This window comes from Sporacetigenium sp. TC11 (assembly GCF_058146105.1).
Window position 1 is genome coordinate 61,004 of sequence record NZ_JBYVNY010000013.1, and the last position, 15,679, is coordinate 76,682.

At 28.0% G+C, this 15,679-nt stretch carries 19 protein-coding genes; 15 read left to right on the forward strand and 4 right to left on the reverse strand.

From position 1 onward, the window contains the following. The first annotated feature begins 130 nt into the window (after nt 1–130). The 3 genes from ACUSRV_RS15150 to ACUSRV_RS15160 all read left to right on the forward strand — a co-directional run bounded on the left by ACUSRV_RS15150 (nt 131) and on the right by ACUSRV_RS15160 (nt 2,671). Nucleotides 131–1,654, forward strand: a complete 1,524-nt coding sequence (locus tag ACUSRV_RS15150; protein WP_490142807.1) for a TrkH family potassium uptake protein — start codon at nt 131–133, stop codon at nt 1,652–1,654. Beyond that, on the forward strand, nt 1,642–2,139 hold the full coding sequence (locus tag ACUSRV_RS15155; RefSeq protein WP_490142808.1) for a hypothetical protein: 498 nt from the start codon (nt 1,642–1,644) through the stop codon (nt 2,137–2,139). The genes ACUSRV_RS15150 and ACUSRV_RS15155 overlap by 13 nt, the downstream gene beginning before the upstream one ends. Nucleotides 2,140–2,311: 172 nt before the next feature. Then, nucleotides 2,312–2,671, forward strand: a complete 360-nt coding sequence (locus ACUSRV_RS15160; protein ID WP_490142809.1) for a hypothetical protein — start codon at nt 2,312–2,314, stop codon at nt 2,669–2,671. A 100-nt stretch (nt 2,672–2,771) separates the two neighbouring features. Here the strand turns inward: ACUSRV_RS15160 and ACUSRV_RS15165 are convergent, their stop codons facing one another. Then, the gene (locus ACUSRV_RS15165) at nt 2,772–3,140 is read right to left on the reverse strand and encodes a hypothetical protein (protein ID WP_490142810.1); all 369 of its coding nucleotides are present in this window, start codon (nt 3,138–3,140) and stop codon (nt 2,772–2,774) included. Between the two features lie 130 nt (nt 3,141–3,270). Further along, nucleotides 3,271–3,786 carry a ferritin gene (locus ACUSRV_RS15170; RefSeq protein WP_490142811.1) on the reverse strand — a complete coding sequence of 172 codons (516 nt, stop codon included), beginning with the start codon at nt 3,784–3,786 and terminating at the stop codon, nt 3,271–3,273. 228 nt (nt 3,787–4,014) lie between these two features. On the opposite strand from ACUSRV_RS15170, the gene ACUSRV_RS15175 reads away from it, so the two are divergent. Beyond that, nucleotides 4,015–4,890, forward strand: coding sequence for a class I SAM-dependent methyltransferase (locus ACUSRV_RS15175; RefSeq protein ID WP_490142812.1), 876 nt, complete (start codon nt 4,015–4,017; stop codon nt 4,888–4,890). Then, nucleotides 4,890–5,561: an RluA family pseudouridine synthase gene (locus ACUSRV_RS15180; RefSeq protein ID WP_490142813.1), complete on the forward strand. Its 672-nt coding sequence runs from the start codon at nt 4,890–4,892 to the stop codon at nt 5,559–5,561. Before ACUSRV_RS15175 ends, ACUSRV_RS15180 begins: the two co-directional genes overlap by 1 nt. 12 nt (nt 5,562–5,573) lie before the next feature. On the opposite strand, the gene ACUSRV_RS15185 is transcribed toward ACUSRV_RS15180, so the two are convergent. Next, nucleotides 5,574–6,476, reverse strand: coding sequence for a TMEM165/GDT1 family protein (locus tag ACUSRV_RS15185; RefSeq protein WP_490142814.1), 903 nt, complete (start codon nt 6,474–6,476; stop codon nt 5,574–5,576). 147 nt (nt 6,477–6,623) lie between these two features. Between ACUSRV_RS15185 and ACUSRV_RS15190 the strand changes: the two genes are divergently transcribed. From ACUSRV_RS15190 to ACUSRV_RS15200, 3 genes are read left to right on the forward strand one after another with little or no spacing between them, the layout of a single operon-like run. Continuing rightward, nucleotides 6,624–7,328, forward strand: a complete 705-nt coding sequence (locus ACUSRV_RS15190) for a peptide arginase family protein (RefSeq protein ID WP_490142815.1) — start codon at nt 6,624–6,626, stop codon at nt 7,326–7,328. A 30-nt stretch (nt 7,329–7,358) separates the two neighbouring features. Further along, on the forward strand, nt 7,359–7,856 hold the full coding sequence (locus tag ACUSRV_RS15195) for an SEC-C metal-binding domain-containing protein (protein WP_490142816.1): 498 nt from the start codon (nt 7,359–7,361) through the stop codon (nt 7,854–7,856). Nucleotides 7,857–7,865: 9 nt separating this feature from the next. Beyond that, on the forward strand, nt 7,866–8,027 hold the full coding sequence (locus ACUSRV_RS15200; RefSeq protein ID WP_490142817.1) for a hypothetical protein: 162 nt from the start codon (nt 7,866–7,868) through the stop codon (nt 8,025–8,027). Between the two features lie 35 nt (nt 8,028–8,062). On the opposite strand, the gene ACUSRV_RS15205 is transcribed toward ACUSRV_RS15200, so the two are convergent. Further along, nucleotides 8,063–8,989, reverse strand: coding sequence for a pseudouridine-5'-phosphate glycosidase (locus ACUSRV_RS15205; RefSeq protein ID WP_490142818.1), 927 nt, complete (start codon nt 8,987–8,989; stop codon nt 8,063–8,065). A gap of 280 nt (nt 8,990–9,269) precedes the next feature. On the opposite strand from ACUSRV_RS15205, the gene yabG reads away from it, so the two are divergent. The 7 genes from yabG to ACUSRV_RS15240 all read left to right on the forward strand — a co-directional run bounded on the left by yabG (nt 9,270) and on the right by ACUSRV_RS15240 (nt 15,587). Further along, nucleotides 9,270–10,124 carry a sporulation peptidase YabG gene (yabG, locus tag ACUSRV_RS15210; protein WP_490142819.1) on the forward strand — a complete coding sequence of 285 codons (855 nt, stop codon included), beginning with the start codon at nt 9,270–9,272 and terminating at the stop codon, nt 10,122–10,124. Between the two features lie 155 nt (nt 10,125–10,279). After that, complete coding sequence (locus tag ACUSRV_RS15215) at nt 10,280–10,543, forward strand: Veg family protein (RefSeq protein WP_490142820.1); 264 nt, start codon at nt 10,280–10,282, stop codon at nt 10,541–10,543. 98 nt (nt 10,544–10,641) lie between these two features. Then, nucleotides 10,642–12,192, forward strand: coding sequence for a DUF3794 and LysM peptidoglycan-binding domain-containing protein (locus ACUSRV_RS15220; RefSeq protein ID WP_490142821.1), 1,551 nt, complete (start codon nt 10,642–10,644; stop codon nt 12,190–12,192). 99 nt (nt 12,193–12,291) lie between these two features. Further along, nucleotides 12,292–13,170 (forward strand): 4-(cytidine 5'-diphospho)-2-C-methyl-D-erythritol kinase, encoded by an 879-nt coding sequence (gene ispE / locus ACUSRV_RS15225; RefSeq protein ID WP_490142822.1) that lies wholly within the window; start codon nt 12,292–12,294, stop codon nt 13,168–13,170. After that, complete coding sequence (locus ACUSRV_RS15230) at nt 13,160–13,846, forward strand: GntR family transcriptional regulator (protein ID WP_490142823.1); 687 nt, start codon at nt 13,160–13,162, stop codon at nt 13,844–13,846. Before ispE ends, ACUSRV_RS15230 begins: the two co-directional genes overlap by 11 nt. A 238-nt stretch (nt 13,847–14,084) precedes the next feature. After that, entirely contained in the window at nt 14,085–15,005 is a 921-nt protein-coding gene (gene spoIIR, locus ACUSRV_RS15235; RefSeq protein ID WP_490142824.1) for a stage II sporulation protein R, read from the forward strand. A 12-nt stretch (nt 15,006–15,017) separates the two neighbouring features. After that, complete coding sequence (locus ACUSRV_RS15240) at nt 15,018–15,587, forward strand: cell wall hydrolase (protein WP_490142825.1); 570 nt, start codon at nt 15,018–15,020, stop codon at nt 15,585–15,587. The last annotated feature ends 92 nt before the right edge of the window (nt 15,588–15,679 follow it).

The window sequence follows — 15,679 nt, forward strand, 5'->3', positions numbered from 1 at the left end:
TTTTTTGGAGGGAGAAGTATGTTACACAAAAAAGATATAGTAAATGGAGTATTAAGTGAAATAGTATATATGAGTTTATTAATAACATTTCTATTAATAGGATCTAGTTTTATAATTGCGAGGTAATAATATGAAAAGAGCTAAGAGAAGTATAAATGATTTACAGATAATAAGTTATTATACTGGATATATGGTTATAGGAACTGCATTACTTATGCTAATACCTATATTAACAGCTTTATTTTTAAAAGAATTTGAACCCTTACTTGATTTTATTATAAGCATAAACATATCTTTAATAGTTGGTTTTATACTTATGATATTAGGTGGTATAAATAATGAAAAAGTAGAAATGCAATGGAAACACGGGTTTATAATAGCGGCTTTGTCTTGGATAGTACTTATGGTATTATGTTCTATACCATATTTTTTAAGTGGGCATATGCTTTCATTTATAGATGCACTATTTGATGTTATGAGTGGATTTACAACTACAGGAGTATTCCTTTTACAAGACTTAGACCATGTAAGTATAAGTCTTAATTTATGGAGACATATACTTACTTTTGTAGGTGGTCAAGGAATGGTTGTTCTTGGTATAACATTCTTATTTGGAAGTGCCCAAGGGGCTTATAAGATGTATGTAGGAGAAGGAAAAGATATAGAATTAGTTCCTAATGTAAAGGGAACGGCTAGAATTATATGGATTATAAGTTTAGTATATCTTTTTGTAGGAACAACGGCTTTATGGATAAATGGAATAGTAATAGGGTTAGAGCCACTAAATGCATTATTCCATGCATTTTCAATATTTGCATCTTCTTGGAGTACAGGTGGATTTTCTCCAATGACCCAAAATATGTTATATTATCATAGTTTTTCATATGAAATTTTAACTATAATATTTTTCATACTAGGATCATTAAACTTTGGATTACACTATGCAATATGGAAAGGAAACAAAAAAGAGGTATATAAAAATATAGAAACTCAAAGTTTTTTTATAACAGTAATAATATTATCATTTTTAACAGTTCAAGGCTTAGCTAAACTTAATGTATATCCAGATGCAATATCTATGTTTAGAAAAGGAGTATATCACCTATTATCAGCCCATACTACTACAGGATTTATGAGTGTTTATGCTAGACAATATGCCCTAGAATGGGGAGATTTTGCTATAGTTATGATGATAATAGCCATGCTAATAGGTGGTTCTGCTTGTTCTACTGCAGGTGGATTTAAAGGACTAAGAGTTGGGATAGTATTCAAAGGGCTTATAGCTGATATAAAAAAATCTTTAGTATCAGAAAGAAGAGTAAAAATATTTAAATTTCATCACATAAAAGAGCAAGTACTAGATAGTGATATAATTAAATCAAGTGGATTGATAATAATATGTTACGTGTTTTTATTTGTAATAGGCACAGCAATGGGTACTTACTATGGATATCCTCTTTTAGATTCTGCTTTTGAATCAGCTTCAATAACTGGAAATGTAGGGTTATCTATAGGAATCACATCAGCTGCTATGCCTTTAGGACTTAAAATTTACTATATAATAGCTATGTATTTAGGTAGGTTAGAGTTTATATCTGTATTTGCACTTATAGGATTTACAATTGGAGGGATTAAAAAATTATGGGCAAGATAATAAAAAATATATCCCTAATATGTATAACAACATTAATTTTATTATCATCTAGAAGTTATGCTCAAGAATATACACTAAATGATTTAGTTGAAAATGCAAAGCAATTAGATAAAAAAACAATTACTGTACAGGGAGAAGTTATAGGAGAGGCTTTAGAAAGAGGAGAATATGCTTGGATAAATATTAATGATGGAACTAATGCTATTGGTGTATGGATGCCAAAAGAATATAGTGATAAGATAAAAATATATGGAGGATATAAAAATAAAGGAGATATAATACAGGTAAAAGGAACATTTAATAGAGCTTGTAGTGAACATGGTGGAGATTTAGATATCCATGCAAAAAAAGTAGAAGTAATAAAAATGGGATATTCTATAAAAGAAAATATACCTCAATATAAAATACTTACTTCAATAATATTAACTACAGTATCTTTATCTATAGGATATATACTATATGTAACTTTAAAGAAAAAAATATAATATAACATTAATAATGGAAATGAATATAATAATAGTAATAAAAGTTTTAAATTTTAAAGGATAATTTAATTTCAGGAATATCCAATATATTTAAATGAATTACTATGAATTATAGATATATATATTGGTAAACCTAATAAAAGGAAATCTCTTTTTAGGAGGTTTGAATATAATGGACAACAAGTTAAAGCAATTAAGTAATGGTTTTAAATTATATTTATTAATATCTCTTATAGGTTATACTGCATTATCTCTCATAGTATTAACTTATATATATGTAGTTCCGCTAGATCTAGACTCTATAAAAACCAATGTATTTTTGACTTTAGGTGTAGTGTCAGTAGTAGGAATGACATCAGTAATAGGTATATTTTATTTTAGAAAATGGGGAGTATATTGGTTTGTATTAGCATTACTAATAACTAGTGCTATATCATTTACAATAAAAGAGTTTCCTCAGATACTATTATACATTACACTAGTAGGTATACTTATGAGAAATATAAAACCTATATGGAGTGAGTTTAAGTAAAGTCCCATTAGCTTATGGGGCTTATTTTTTTAAAATACATAAAAACCTTCTATACATATTATTGATTAATATATGCATAGAAGGTATGTAGAGTTATATATTATTTAAATTCATTTAATCTTTCTTGTCTATGCTCTTGCTTTTCTTTTAGTTTTTGTAAATCTTCATTATTTATATGATCTTTGTTATTTTGCAAATAACCTTGTGCATATTCGTATCTTTTTTGAACGCTTTCGTATTCACTTGTTGCTTTAGGATGATTTCCATAAGCTATTATATTCTTAAGATTCTCTATTTCAGATTCTCTATTTTGTTGTACTTCTTTAGCTCGTTGTAAAGATTCAGGAGAACTTATACTAGAATATTGTTCTAGGTGTCTTTCAGTTCTAGTATGTTTATCAACTAAATTAACTAAGTGATCTATTCTTCTAGAAGTATCTTTTTCAGTACCTAAGTTTTTATTATCCATAAAAAAATCCTCCTCTAATTTATTATTAAGTCTTAACTTAGACTCAATAATATTATTACATTAAAGGAAGATATAAATCCTTTATAATCTTTACCAACTTGTATTTTACTTAAATACAGTTTTTTGGAAATTAAATTTGACCTGGTGTTGGCGGAGTATAAACTCTTTGAGCTAATTCTTGATCTAACATTAATAAACCAGCAGGATTGTTATTTAATAATCTTAACTTTCTAACTATCTTATCCATACTTTCTTCTTCTTCTGATTGCTCATTTACAAACCATTGTAAAAAGGCTGATGTAGTATGATCTCTTTCATCTATAGCTATATCTAATATTTCATGAATAGATTTAGTTATAAATTTCTCGTGTTTTAAAGCTAATTCAAATATTTCGAGAGGACTTGAAAATTCAGCTTGTGGCTTTTCTAAAGCCTCAAGAACTACTTTACCTCCAGCTTTACCTATATAGTTGAATATTTTGTACGCATGGTCTCTTTCTTCTCTTGATTGGGCATTAAAAAAATTAGCAAAACCATCTAGATTATTATCTAAGAAATAAGCCTCCATAGATATGTAAAAGTACTCAGAAAAAAATTCTTTTTGAACTTGGCTATTTAAAGCATTTATTATTTTTTCGCTTGCCATAAAAAACACCTCCATGTTAATGGTAAATATTGTATTAATTATTTTTATACACTACATAATATATTATTAAACATAGATAATAATATATTACTTATAAATTATTTAATTTAAATCAATCAAAATTAAACTAATAGAATATAAAATGAAAAACTAATAAAACTATATAGTAAATATAAAAAATAATATGATATAATACTTAAATTGAGTTTATTACATAGGAGGTAGGAAATGTTATTATTAGCAGATAAATGGAAACAATATGAACTTATAGATACAGGAGACGGAGAAAAGTTAGAGCGTTGGGGAGACTATGTATTAAGAAGGCCAGATCCTCAAATAGCATGGCCTTTGGATGAAGAGTGGAACTTATGGAAAAATCCACATGGACATTATCATAGAAGCAGTAAAGGCGGAGGAGAATGGGAACATAAAAAGAAATATCCTCAGCAATGGACAATAAATTATAATGATTTAAAATTTCACATAAAGCCCACAGGTTTTAAGCATACAGGATTATTTCCAGAACAAGCGGCTAATTGGGATTGGATGATAGAGAAAATCAAAAAATCAAATAGACCAATAAGAGTTTTAAATTTATTCGCATATACTGGTGGAGCTACTGTAGCTTGCGCTTATGCAGGTGCAGAAGAAGTGTGCCATGTGGATGCATCTAAAGGTATGGTTACTTGGGCTAAAGAAAATATAGAACTATCAGGCCTTCAAGATAGAAAAGTTCGTTTTATGGTAGATGATGTATTCAAGTTTGTACAAAGAGAAATTAGAAGAGGTAAAAAATATGATGCTATAATAATGGATCCACCTTCTTATGGAAGAGGGCCTAAAGGTGAAATATGGCAAATTGAAGAAAAGCTTCATGAGTTTATAGAACTATGCATGAATATATTATCAGATGATCCATTATTTTTCTTAATAAACTCATATACAACTGGTTTTTCACCTATAGTTTTAGAAAATCTACTAACTATGTCTGTAGGTAAAAAATATACTCACGGAAAAGTATATGGTGGAGAATTAGGGATACCTATAAGTAAATCTAATATGGTGCTTCCTTGTGGTATATTTGGGAGATGGGAGTCTAAGTAATGGTAGATATCATATATGAAGACAATCATTTGTTAGTTGTTGAAAAACCTGTTAACATATTATCTCAAGAAGACGAAACCAATGATAGAGATATGTTAACCATATTAAAGGAATATCTAAAAGAAAAATATAATAAACCTGGAAATGTGTATTTAGGTCTTATACATAGACTAGATAGACCTGTTGGTGGAGTAATGATATTTGCAAAGACTTCTAAGGCAGCATCTAGATTATCTGAACAAGTGAGAAACAAAACTTTCAAAAAAACTTATTTCGCAGTAATTCATGGAAATATGAATAAAAAAGACACTTTAAAAGACTATTTATGTAAAGATAGTAAAACCAATACAGTTAGTGTAGTTAAAAAGGGATATCCAAATTCAAAGGATGCGGAATTAGAATATGAAATAATTGACTCAAAAGAAAATTTAAGCTTAGCAAAAATAAATTTAAAAACAGGAAGGTCTCACCAAATAAGGGTACAATTTGCAAGTAGGGGACATGCTTTATATGGAGATCAGAAATACGGGAAAAGTATAAATAAGGTAGGTCAACAAATAGCGCTATGGTCTAATTCTATAGAAATAGTGCATCCTATAAGTAAAGAGACACATATATTTAAATCTACTCCACCAGATAAACATCCTTGGAATTTATTTAATATAAAATAAAGGCTAAAATTTTTAGCCTTTATTTTTTCTATAGGTTTCTGCTATTTTTAGTCCTGAATCCATATCTTTTTTATTTATATTTTCGATATATTTTATTATATCACCAACATAAGGTATATTTTCTCCGAAGTATTGAACTTCTAATTCTTTTCTAGCTTTATTTATAGAACAAGAACCTTCAGAACACTTACCGCAACCGGTGCATTTAGCAAGAATTTCACCAAGTTTTTCTTGATAATGTCTATCTTTTGATATAGCATTATGTCTAATAACTAATAATATTAATAATGTTATAATACCCAAATAAGCAACAATATTTATAGGATTTATAGCATAACCATATCCAGATTCTTTTAAAGAGTTGTATAAGCCTAAACTACCAAAAAATATAAAAATTGCAGATGCTAATATTTTCATAGTAGCCTCAGGTATTTTTTTACCTAGTAATTTTCCAACTATTATGCCTATACCACCAACTACAATCATTCCTGTTACAGCACCTAACAATGTAAACAATGGATAACTTGCTGTGGCCCCTAATGTCATAGCTGTAAGTTGAGTTTTATCACCTAACTCTCCTATAAAGAAGGCAAGTGCTACAGTTGCAACAGGCCCATAGTTACTCTTTGTTTCATCTTCTTCATCTTCTGGAGGTTCAAATTTTAACGACCATAATCCAAAGAATATAAATAAAAAGGCTGCAAAAATCTGAATAACACTTATAGGCATAAATTTAGTCAAAAGACTTCCTAAGACTATGGCTAATCCATGGTTTGCTGCAGAACCTATAGCTATACCAGTTATGACACTAGTCATTTTATATTTTGAGCCAAATGCTAAGGCGAGAAATTGAGTCTTGTCCCCCATTTCTGCAATGAATATCAAAGCAAATGCAGTTAAAAAAGATTGTAACAATATGTACACCTCCAAAAATAAAATACACATAAATAAATATATCATATATATATAGATAAAAATGTAGATTTTTGTTTGAAAGCTATATAAAATTTTGTATATAATAAGTATTGTTTACAAAGAAGAATAAAATAAGAAGGAGTTATTATGTTACATTATAATGGATTTTTTATAAATGAGCCCATAGGAAATAATAAATTTTCATATCATGAAAGAAAAAATAAGAGTATATACGTACCAAAATTAATAGAAGGTAACTTAAGTGATGTTTGCATAGGAGATAATATTGTTTTTAGTGAGATAGAAGATGAAAAGGAAATAAGTTCTATAGGATTAAAAAATATAGTTAAATATAAATTAGGAAGCAAGGATATATATATATTCGATAATCACAATCATGCATTTTATTTCTGGATAATTAGCTTGCAAAATGGAAAATTTAATAAAGGATGCAAGTTAGTACATATAGATCAACATAAGGATATGAGAGAGCCTGAAGACTATGATATAGATATAAATAATATTGAAGATGTATTTAGATATACTAACTATGTTTTAAATGTAGGTAACTTTATAAAACCTGCATTATACCATAATATATTTTCAGATGTTATAATAATAGATAATTCTTATGGATTTACAATTAATATCGAAGATGATTATGTACTAGATATTGATTTAGATATATTTTCTAAAGATATGGATTATATTGATTATAAACTAAAAATAAATAAAATAAGAGAGTATATAAAAAATACTAATGTTATAACAATAGCTACAAGTCCATTTTTCATAAATCAAAACTATGCTATAAAAGTATTAAAAGATATGTTTAATTATGGTATAATATAGAGGTTAATGAAATACTAAGGAGGAATATAAATGAATTTATATACAAAATGGAGAAGTTTAAGCGAAAATCATGGACAACAACAGGATGAAGTAAAGTTCTGGGAAGATTATTTAAGAAAAGAAATGGAAATATACAATGAAATATTAAATAATAAAACAGAAGTTATAGAAGGTAAAGTATCAGAATTAGCATCTAAACACAATATATCTGTTGAATACTTTATGGGATTCATAGATGGTATAAGTGATAGTTTAAAAAGTGAAGTAAACTTAGAAGAAATAGAAGAAGATACTAATATAAAGTTAGATATAGATTGGGAAAAGTTATACTATAATATGGTACATGTAGAAGCTCACTGGCTATATAATTTAGATGGATGGAAAGATATATTACCGCAAGACTTAAGAAACCAAATTGAAAAAACTTATAAATCGTCTAAAACTATAGTTAGAGAAGATAAAGTAGGAAGAAATGATCCATGCCCATGTGGAAGTGGAAAGAAACATAAAAAGTGTTGTGGAAAGTAAGGTATATAAATGTTTGTACTTAAATATATAGATGAAGATGATAATCTTGCTACAAAGGAATTTGACACTTTAAATGATTTAAAAGATTATGTTACAAATAATAGTTTTGAAAAAATATGGCATCAAGTGGAAGAGATAAAAAAAGTAGTTCCTAATCTAAAAGAAGAATAACAAAAAGTTCCTAGGTTTCTCTAGGAACTTTTTTATTATTTATTTCTGTATAAATTAGATAATTCTTTTGCTAATTGGGCAGCAACCATAGCGTTATTATAAACTAGCTTTATATTAGATTCTAAGCTTTTACCGGATGTTCTAGTTTTTACCTTATCTAATAAGAAAGGAGTAACTTCTTTTCCGGATATGTTTCTTTCCACTGCCTCATCTAAAGCATTTTGTATAGCATTATTTATAATATTATAATCCATTTCATACTCTTTTGGAATTGGATTTCCTATAACAACGCCTCCTTTTAAATTTAAATCCCATTTTGATTTTAGAGCAAATGCAAGTTCTTTTGCAGAATCTACCCTGTAGTCAACTTTAAACCCACTTGTTCTAGTATAAAATGCAGGGAATTCATCTGTTTCATAACCTATAACAGGAACTCCATTAGTTTCTAGGTACTCTAATGTAAGTCCTATATCTAATATAGATTTAGCTCCTGCACAAACAACGGCAACGTTAGTATTAGCAAGTTCTAATAAGTCAGGTGAAATATCAAATGTTTGTTGAGCGCCTCTATGAACACCGCCTATTCCACCTGTAGCAAATACCTTAATACCTACAAGAGCTGCTATTATCATAGTAGATGCAACTGTAGTAGCTCCAGTTAATTCTTTAGATATTATAAAAGGTAAGTCTCTTCTACTAGCCTTTACAACATTTTTACTTGTAGCTAATAACTCTATTTCTGTATCAGTAAGACCTACTTTTAATTTTCCATCTATTATAGCTATAGTAGCAGGTATTGCTCCATTATCTCTAACTATTTTGCTAACTACCTTTGCCATATCTACATTTTGAGGATAAGGCATTCCATGTGATATTATAGTTGATTCTAAAGCTACAATAGGTTCTCCAGCTCTTAAAGCTTTTTTAACCTCTTCATGTATTTCTAAATAATTTTCGAACATATAATCATCTCCTACATTTGTAAAATTTAAAATATTATGGAGAATATAACACTTCATCAGTGTATTATGCATATATTTCATAAGAGTTTATACATATTATTTAAAAATTTATTTTTATAATAAAATACTAATAAATTATAATATATGTTAATTGCATTCTGAAGAAAGGTATTATAGAGTAGAAATATTTCTAAAAATAATGTTCCTCATTATATAAGGAACATTATTTTTTTTTGAACATAAAATAAATTAATACTATTTGATATAAGGGAGGACAATAATGAGAATAGGAGACATGGTGGTTAGAAAGTCCCACAATAAAGATATAGTTTTTAGAATAGTAGGGTTTGTTGAAGATGACTCAAGGAAAAAAATGGCTGTACTAAAAGGGGTAGCTCTTAGAATATTAGCAGATTCCTACATTGATGATTTAGAAAGAATAGAAGACTATGACATCCATAGATATATAATAGACAGAGAAGTTGAAAGCTTACTGTATAAAGTACTGAGAGATATGAAAGAAAAAGAGAAAAAGTACTATAGACAAACAAATACTAATGCAACAAATACCTATGGAAAACCAGGAAAGGTACTTCACTTAGATGGAGATAGCGAGTATCTTAAAATATGTTTAGAAGTATACTCTAAACTAGGGATACCAGCAGTAGGAAAGGCTATATCAGAAGATAGTCAGTATAAGGAAATTAGAGCTCTTCTTGAAGAACATAATCCAGATATATTGGTTATAACTGGTCATGATTCAATAGTAAACAACAAGGGCGATTTAAAAGATGTAGCAAATTATAGAAATACTATGAACTTTATAAAAGCAGTAAAAGAAGCAAGAAAATATGAACCTAGTTTAGACAACTTAGTTATATTTGCAGGAGCTTGTCAATCCAACTATGAAGAGATATTAAAATGCGGAGCTAACTTTGCAAGTTCTCCTCATAGAATAATGATACATGCGCTAGATCCTGTTTTTATAGTAGAAAAAATAGCATGCTCTAGAATAGACAAGGTAGTTCCACTAGAGGAAGTATTTGAACACACTATAACTGGTACTAAAGGAGTTGGAGGATTAGAGACAAAAGGTAAATATAGACTAGCAATGCCGAAATCTATATATGATTAATGGAAAATTTTAAAAATATGTATAAATGCATATTATTTTTAAAAGTATAGTATTGACTTTTATAAAAAAAATATATAAAATATTTAGTTTACATTTGACAAATTATGATAAATATGATATTATGTAAACATCAAAGGATTAAAGAAGGTGATCAAATGGCCACTGTACAAACCCTAAACAAGATAAGACAAAACTTAGAGAAATATTTAGGTCAACACATATTGCTTAAAGCAAATAAGGGAAGAAAGCAGATAATAACTAGAAAAGGTATTCTTGAAAAAGTATATCCTAGCGTTTTTGTTATAAAAGTAGATGATGAAAATGGATGCACTAGACTATCTTATAGTTATTCAGACTTATTGACATCTAATGTGAAGCTGCAAGTATTTAAAAATCAAGATAAATTAAATGTAAGTTAAAAAATTACACCTATTAAAAATAGGTGTAATTTTTTTTGTGTTTTGTAAATATAAATATAGTGTGATATATTATATATTTTTAACAGGGGGGAAAACAAATGGATTTAATAAAAGACATAATTAAAGTAGATAATAGAGTCGATTTTGGTAGATTCCAAACATTTATTGAGGCTGAAGTTGTAGTTCCAGATAAGAAAGATGATGTATATGACATAATAAAGACTGAAGGATACATATCTTTAAAAAAACAAGAGGTTTTAGACGGAAAGATAATACTAAGAGGAAGCTTCAACTATAATGTTATATACTTAAGTGAAGACAAAAAAACTGTATCTAATGTAGAAGGTAGAATAGATTTAAACGAGGTAGTTGAAAAAGATAATATAATTGCAGAAATGGAGAATATGTTAAAAGCAGAAGTTGAGCACATAGATTGCAATATAATAAATGAGAGAAAGATAAGAGTAGGAGCTTTAGTAAATGTAAAAGGAAGTTTATTTGAAAAATCAAGAATAGATATAGTAAAAGATATAGCTCAAGTAGAAGATATACAAAAACATAGAAAAGAAGTTCAGTATGAAGATATAGTTGGAATAGAAAAATCAGAAAGTGTTATAAGAGATACTGTTGCTATAAATAATCAAGAAATAGAAACTTTAGTATCATTAAGTCCAAAGGTAAAAGTAAAAGAAACTAGAGTTTCAGATAATAAGGTTATAGTAGGTGGAACTTTAGAAATAAATCCAGTTGCATACACATATGAAGGACAATTAGTAGAACTAGACAGATTTGGACTAGATTTTACTCAATTTATAGAAGTGCCAGGAGCTTCTGATGGCATGAGAGAAGAAGCTATGGTTGAAATAGTAGACTTTATGTATACATTAAAGCAAAATGAGGAAAACTCAGCTAGTTTACTAGAAATAGACGCAACACTAAGATCTAAGGTTAAAGTTTGTGAAGATGTATCCAGAGAAGTATTACAAGATGCATATTGCCCATATAGAAACTTAAAATTTGAAAATAGAAATGTGGAATTAAATAAAATAGTTGATGGCGGAGTAGAGTATTTCAACATAAGAGAAACTATAAGAAATAGTAATGAAGATATACAAATAAAGGATATAGTTAATGTAGATGCAAATATATTCGTAGAAAACAATTCTTTATTAGAAGGAAAAAATACTGTAGAAGGAATAGTAAAGGTAGATTTACTATATACTCCAGTAGAAGGTTTAAGACCTGTTTATAGATTGACTGAGGAGATACCATTTAAACATACTATAGATTTATCACAAGATAAGGATACTATGAGTTCATATAGCACAGTAGAGGTTGATAGAGTTGAGTATGACTTAAATAGAGATCAAATAGATATAAGTATAAAAGCTAAGAGATATACTGAAGTATTAGACAGAGTTAAGGATAAATTTATAGTTAAAGGCGAAGACCATGGAGTAATAGATATGTCTTTAAGACCAAGTATAACTATATATATAGCTAAAGATGGGGATAAAATATGGGATGTTGCTAAGAGATACAATACAACAATAGATGAAATAATAGAAGTAAATGAGATAAAAAAAGAAGATGGATTAAGAGAAGGTCAATGTTTAATAATAGAGAAAAAAGTAGTATGTGAACTTTAAAAACTAATTTTACAAAAAATAGGGCTATCAAGCCCTATTTTTTTGTTTTTGTAGTATAATATAAATGTTATGCGTTATACAAAATACAAGGAGGAACATATGGCTTATATAAACTTAAAAAGTAGAGCTAAAATCAACTTGTCTATAGATGTGTTAGGAAAAAGAAATGATGGATATCATATAGTTGAAATGATTATGCAAACAATAGACTTATATGATTATATAAATATGAGGGATAATGATAATAATAAAATAAATATTAAAAGCAATAGTGAAAATATTCCATTGAATGAAAATAATATAGTTTACAAGGCTGCAAAAATAATAAAAGAAAAATTCAACATAGACAAAGGTTTAGATATATATATACAAAAAAATATACCTGTAGCAGCGGGTATGGCAGGTGGCAGTTCTAACGCCGCTGCCATTCTAGTAGGTCTAAATGAAATGTGGAATTTAAATATAAATGAACAAGATCTTATAGATATAGGCCTTAGATTAGGGGCAGATGTTCCATTTTGTATAACTGGAGGAGCTGCATTAGCTCAAGGTATAGGAGAAAAGCTTACAAAAATAAAAGGATTAAATGAGTCGTATATTGTTGTGTGTAAGCCGGATGTATTTGTATCTACAGCAGAAGTTTATAAAAATTTAGATATGACAAAGGTAGACAAAAGACCTGACAATAAATTTCTGTTAAGTTGTTTAGAAAAACAAGAAATTAACTTATTAGCCAAAAATATGGTGAATGTACTAGAGAGTGTTACGTCTAATAATCATCAAGATATAAACAAAATAAAAGGTATAATGATTAAACATGGTGCATTGGGTTCTATTATGAGTGGCAGTGGGCCAACTGTTTTTGGATTATTTGATGAATATGAAAAAGCAGTTTGTGCAAGAAAAAATTTAAAAGAACAATATAACCAGACATATTTAGTAGAAAGCAGTGAGAGGGGTGTCGAATTTGAAAGATAGTTTACCGAAATTAAACTTAGATGATTACAAACCACTAAGAGATATAGTGTTTGAAAATTTAAGAGAGGCTATATTAGAGGGAAGATTAGAACCAGGACAAAGACTTATGGAAGTTCAACTAGCTGAACAGTTAGGGGTAAGTAGAACACCAGTAAGAGAGGCTATAAGAAAGTTAGAATTAGAGGGATTAGTTATTATGCTTCCTAGAAAAGGAGCTTATGTTGCAAATGTATCTTTAAAGGACATAATAGACGTATTAGAGATAAGAGCATCTTTAGAAGGGCTAGCAGCTTTACTTGCCACAGAAAGGATCAGCGATGAAGATATAGTAAAGTTAAAGAAAATAGCTGAAGAATTTAAACAAAGCCTTATAAATAATGAAGATATAGAAGTTCAATTAAAAAAAGATATTGATTTTCATGAATGTATATTTAATGCAACTAATAATAAAAAATTAGTTCAATTAATAAATTCTATATGGGAACAAGTTCATAGGTTTAGAGTAACTTATCTATCTGATATTGATATGTCATTAAAGATAATAGAAGAACATCAAAATATATTAGATGCAATAACAAATAGGGACTCTGAGTTAGCACAAAGATATGCGATAGAACATATAGAGATAGCAGAAAACTTTATAATGGAGAAAGCCGGAAAAAGCGGTATTATTTAAAAAGTCTTGTGATTAACACAAGGCTTTTTTTATTTTTAACTAATAAAATCGAGCAACAGGCCATATTATCAGGGTTGTTGGCTCTATGAGCAAAGTAAATTTTTTATTTTTGAAAATATTATACATAAAAATTTTGTGAATGGGAAAAATAAGTTTTTTAAAAAGTATTTAAAAATATGTATAAATGAAAAATAAATGGGGATAATTCAAATGTAAATATAAATTGGGGGGATAAAAAATGAAAATAAGAAAAAAGTTAGTAATGTTATTTACTCTACTGTTGATAATAATAGGTAGTACAACTGTTTATATAAAAAATGAAATGGAAAAGGTAGATAAGGCAGTTCCTGTTTTTAAAGAAAAATTAATAAGATTCCATGTTATAGCTAATAGTGATTCTGATGAAGATCAAAAATTAAAACTCAAAGTTAGAGATGAAATTATAGCTTATTTAGACCCTATGTTAGATAAATCAAAAAGTATAGAAGAAAGTGAAAAAATAATAAATGAAAATAAAGGAAAGATAGTAGAAATTTCAAACGAAGTAATTAAAGAAAATAAATATAAATATGATGTGAAAGCAGAACTTGGATATAGTAATTTTCCAACAAAACAATATTCAAATATAGTTTTACCAGCAGGTAAATATAAAGCTTTAAAAGTAGTAATAGGAGAAGGTAAAGGCAAAAACTGGTGGTGTGTTATGTTTCCTCCATTATGTTTTGTAGATATAGACAATGGTATAACAGGTAAAGAAACAGAAAATAACCTAAAAAAGGTATTAAGTGAAAAAGAATATAGTATGATAGCATCACAAGAAAAAACAAATATAGAAGATATAAAATTGAAATTTAAAATAATAGAAATTATCCAAAAAATAAAAAATGATAATGCATCATTTGCAGATAATAGTGTACCAAGTCAAGAAGAAAGCTATAATTCTAAAAAGGAATTAAGTGAACGAGAGTATAACATAATAGCAGATCAAGTAAGCACAAATGTAGAAAATAAAGAATTAAATTTTAAAATAATAGAAGTCATTCAAAAATTAAAAGATAAGAAGTCATCACTTGCAGATAATAGCATAACCGATGAAGAAATAGAAGATAATCTCAGAAGCGTGTTAAGTGAAAAAGAGTATAATATGATAACACAATAAGGAGTGAAAATTATGCGGTCATTTATTATTAGAACTATATTAATACTTACTATGATGTTAATAACTAGCTTTTCTTTTAATACAACTTATGCATATAACTTAGATTTCAATACAAGTTATTACAAGGAAGAAATAAATAAAGAAGAAATAAGAGAAGAAACAAATAGAGGACAAATAAAAAGAGAACAAATAAATAGAGAACCAGAAGCTAAAGAAGTAATAAGCTTTAGTAATGACGAGTTATATTTATTATCAAAGCTTATAACTGGTGAAGCAAGAGGAGAATCATATGAAGGCCAGCTAGCTGTGGCAGCGGTGGTAATAAATAGAGTACAAGACCCAAGATTTCCCAAAACTATAAAAGATGTAATATATCAGCCTAAAGCCTTTTCAGCAGTATCAGATGGACAAATAAATTTATCACCTACAGATACATCTATACAAGCTGCAAGGGAAGCATTAGAAGGACAAGATCCTACTAAGGGAGCCGTATTTTACTGGAATCCAGATATAGCAACTTGTAGTTGGATAAAAACACTAGAACCCCATGAAAGAATAGGTAACCACGTATTTGCCAAATAGTAATTTTTCAAATACCAAGATAAGGAGCATTAATTTGCTCCTTTATTTTTTTGTCGGAATCAACTATAATCATTTAAGTAACTAGTTGCATA

Coding starts and splice junctions, on each gene's coding strand:
- ACUSRV_RS15150 (WP_490142807.1), top strand. CDS start 131: ATGAAAAGAGCTAAGAGAAGTATAAATGATTTACAGATAATAAGTTAT.
- ACUSRV_RS15155 (WP_490142808.1), top strand. CDS start 1,642: ATGGGCAAGATAATAAAAAATATATCCCTAATATGTATAACAACATTA.
- ACUSRV_RS15160 (WP_490142809.1), top strand. CDS start 2,312: ATGGACAACAAGTTAAAGCAATTAAGTAATGGTTTTAAATTATATTTA.
- ACUSRV_RS15165 (WP_490142810.1), bottom strand. CDS start 3,140: ATGGATAATAAAAACTTAGGTACTGAAAAAGATACTTCTAGAAGAATA.
- ACUSRV_RS15170 (WP_490142811.1), bottom strand. CDS start 3,786: ATGGCAAGCGAAAAAATAATAAATGCTTTAAATAGCCAAGTTCAAAAA.
- ACUSRV_RS15175 (WP_490142812.1), top strand. CDS start 4,015: ATGTTATTATTAGCAGATAAATGGAAACAATATGAACTTATAGATACA.
- ACUSRV_RS15180 (WP_490142813.1), top strand. CDS start 4,890: ATGGTAGATATCATATATGAAGACAATCATTTGTTAGTTGTTGAAAAA.
- ACUSRV_RS15190 (WP_490142815.1), top strand. CDS start 6,624: ATGTTACATTATAATGGATTTTTTATAAATGAGCCCATAGGAAATAAT.
- ACUSRV_RS15195 (WP_490142816.1), top strand. CDS start 7,359: ATGAATTTATATACAAAATGGAGAAGTTTAAGCGAAAATCATGGACAA.
- ACUSRV_RS15200 (WP_490142817.1), top strand. CDS start 7,866: ATGTTTGTACTTAAATATATAGATGAAGATGATAATCTTGCTACAAAG.
- ACUSRV_RS15205 (WP_490142818.1), bottom strand. CDS start 8,989: ATGTTCGAAAATTATTTAGAAATACATGAAGAGGTTAAAAAAGCTTTA.
- yabG (WP_490142819.1), top strand. CDS start 9,270: ATGAGAATAGGAGACATGGTGGTTAGAAAGTCCCACAATAAAGATATA.
- ACUSRV_RS15215 (WP_490142820.1), top strand. CDS start 10,280: ATGGCCACTGTACAAACCCTAAACAAGATAAGACAAAACTTAGAGAAA.
- ACUSRV_RS15220 (WP_490142821.1), top strand. CDS start 10,642: ATGGATTTAATAAAAGACATAATTAAAGTAGATAATAGAGTCGATTTT.
- ispE (WP_490142822.1), top strand. CDS start 12,292: ATGGCTTATATAAACTTAAAAAGTAGAGCTAAAATCAACTTGTCTATA.
- spoIIR (WP_490142824.1), top strand. CDS start 14,085: ATGAAAATAAGAAAAAAGTTAGTAATGTTATTTACTCTACTGTTGATA.
- ACUSRV_RS15240 (WP_490142825.1), top strand. CDS start 15,018: ATGCGGTCATTTATTATTAGAACTATATTAATACTTACTATGATGTTA.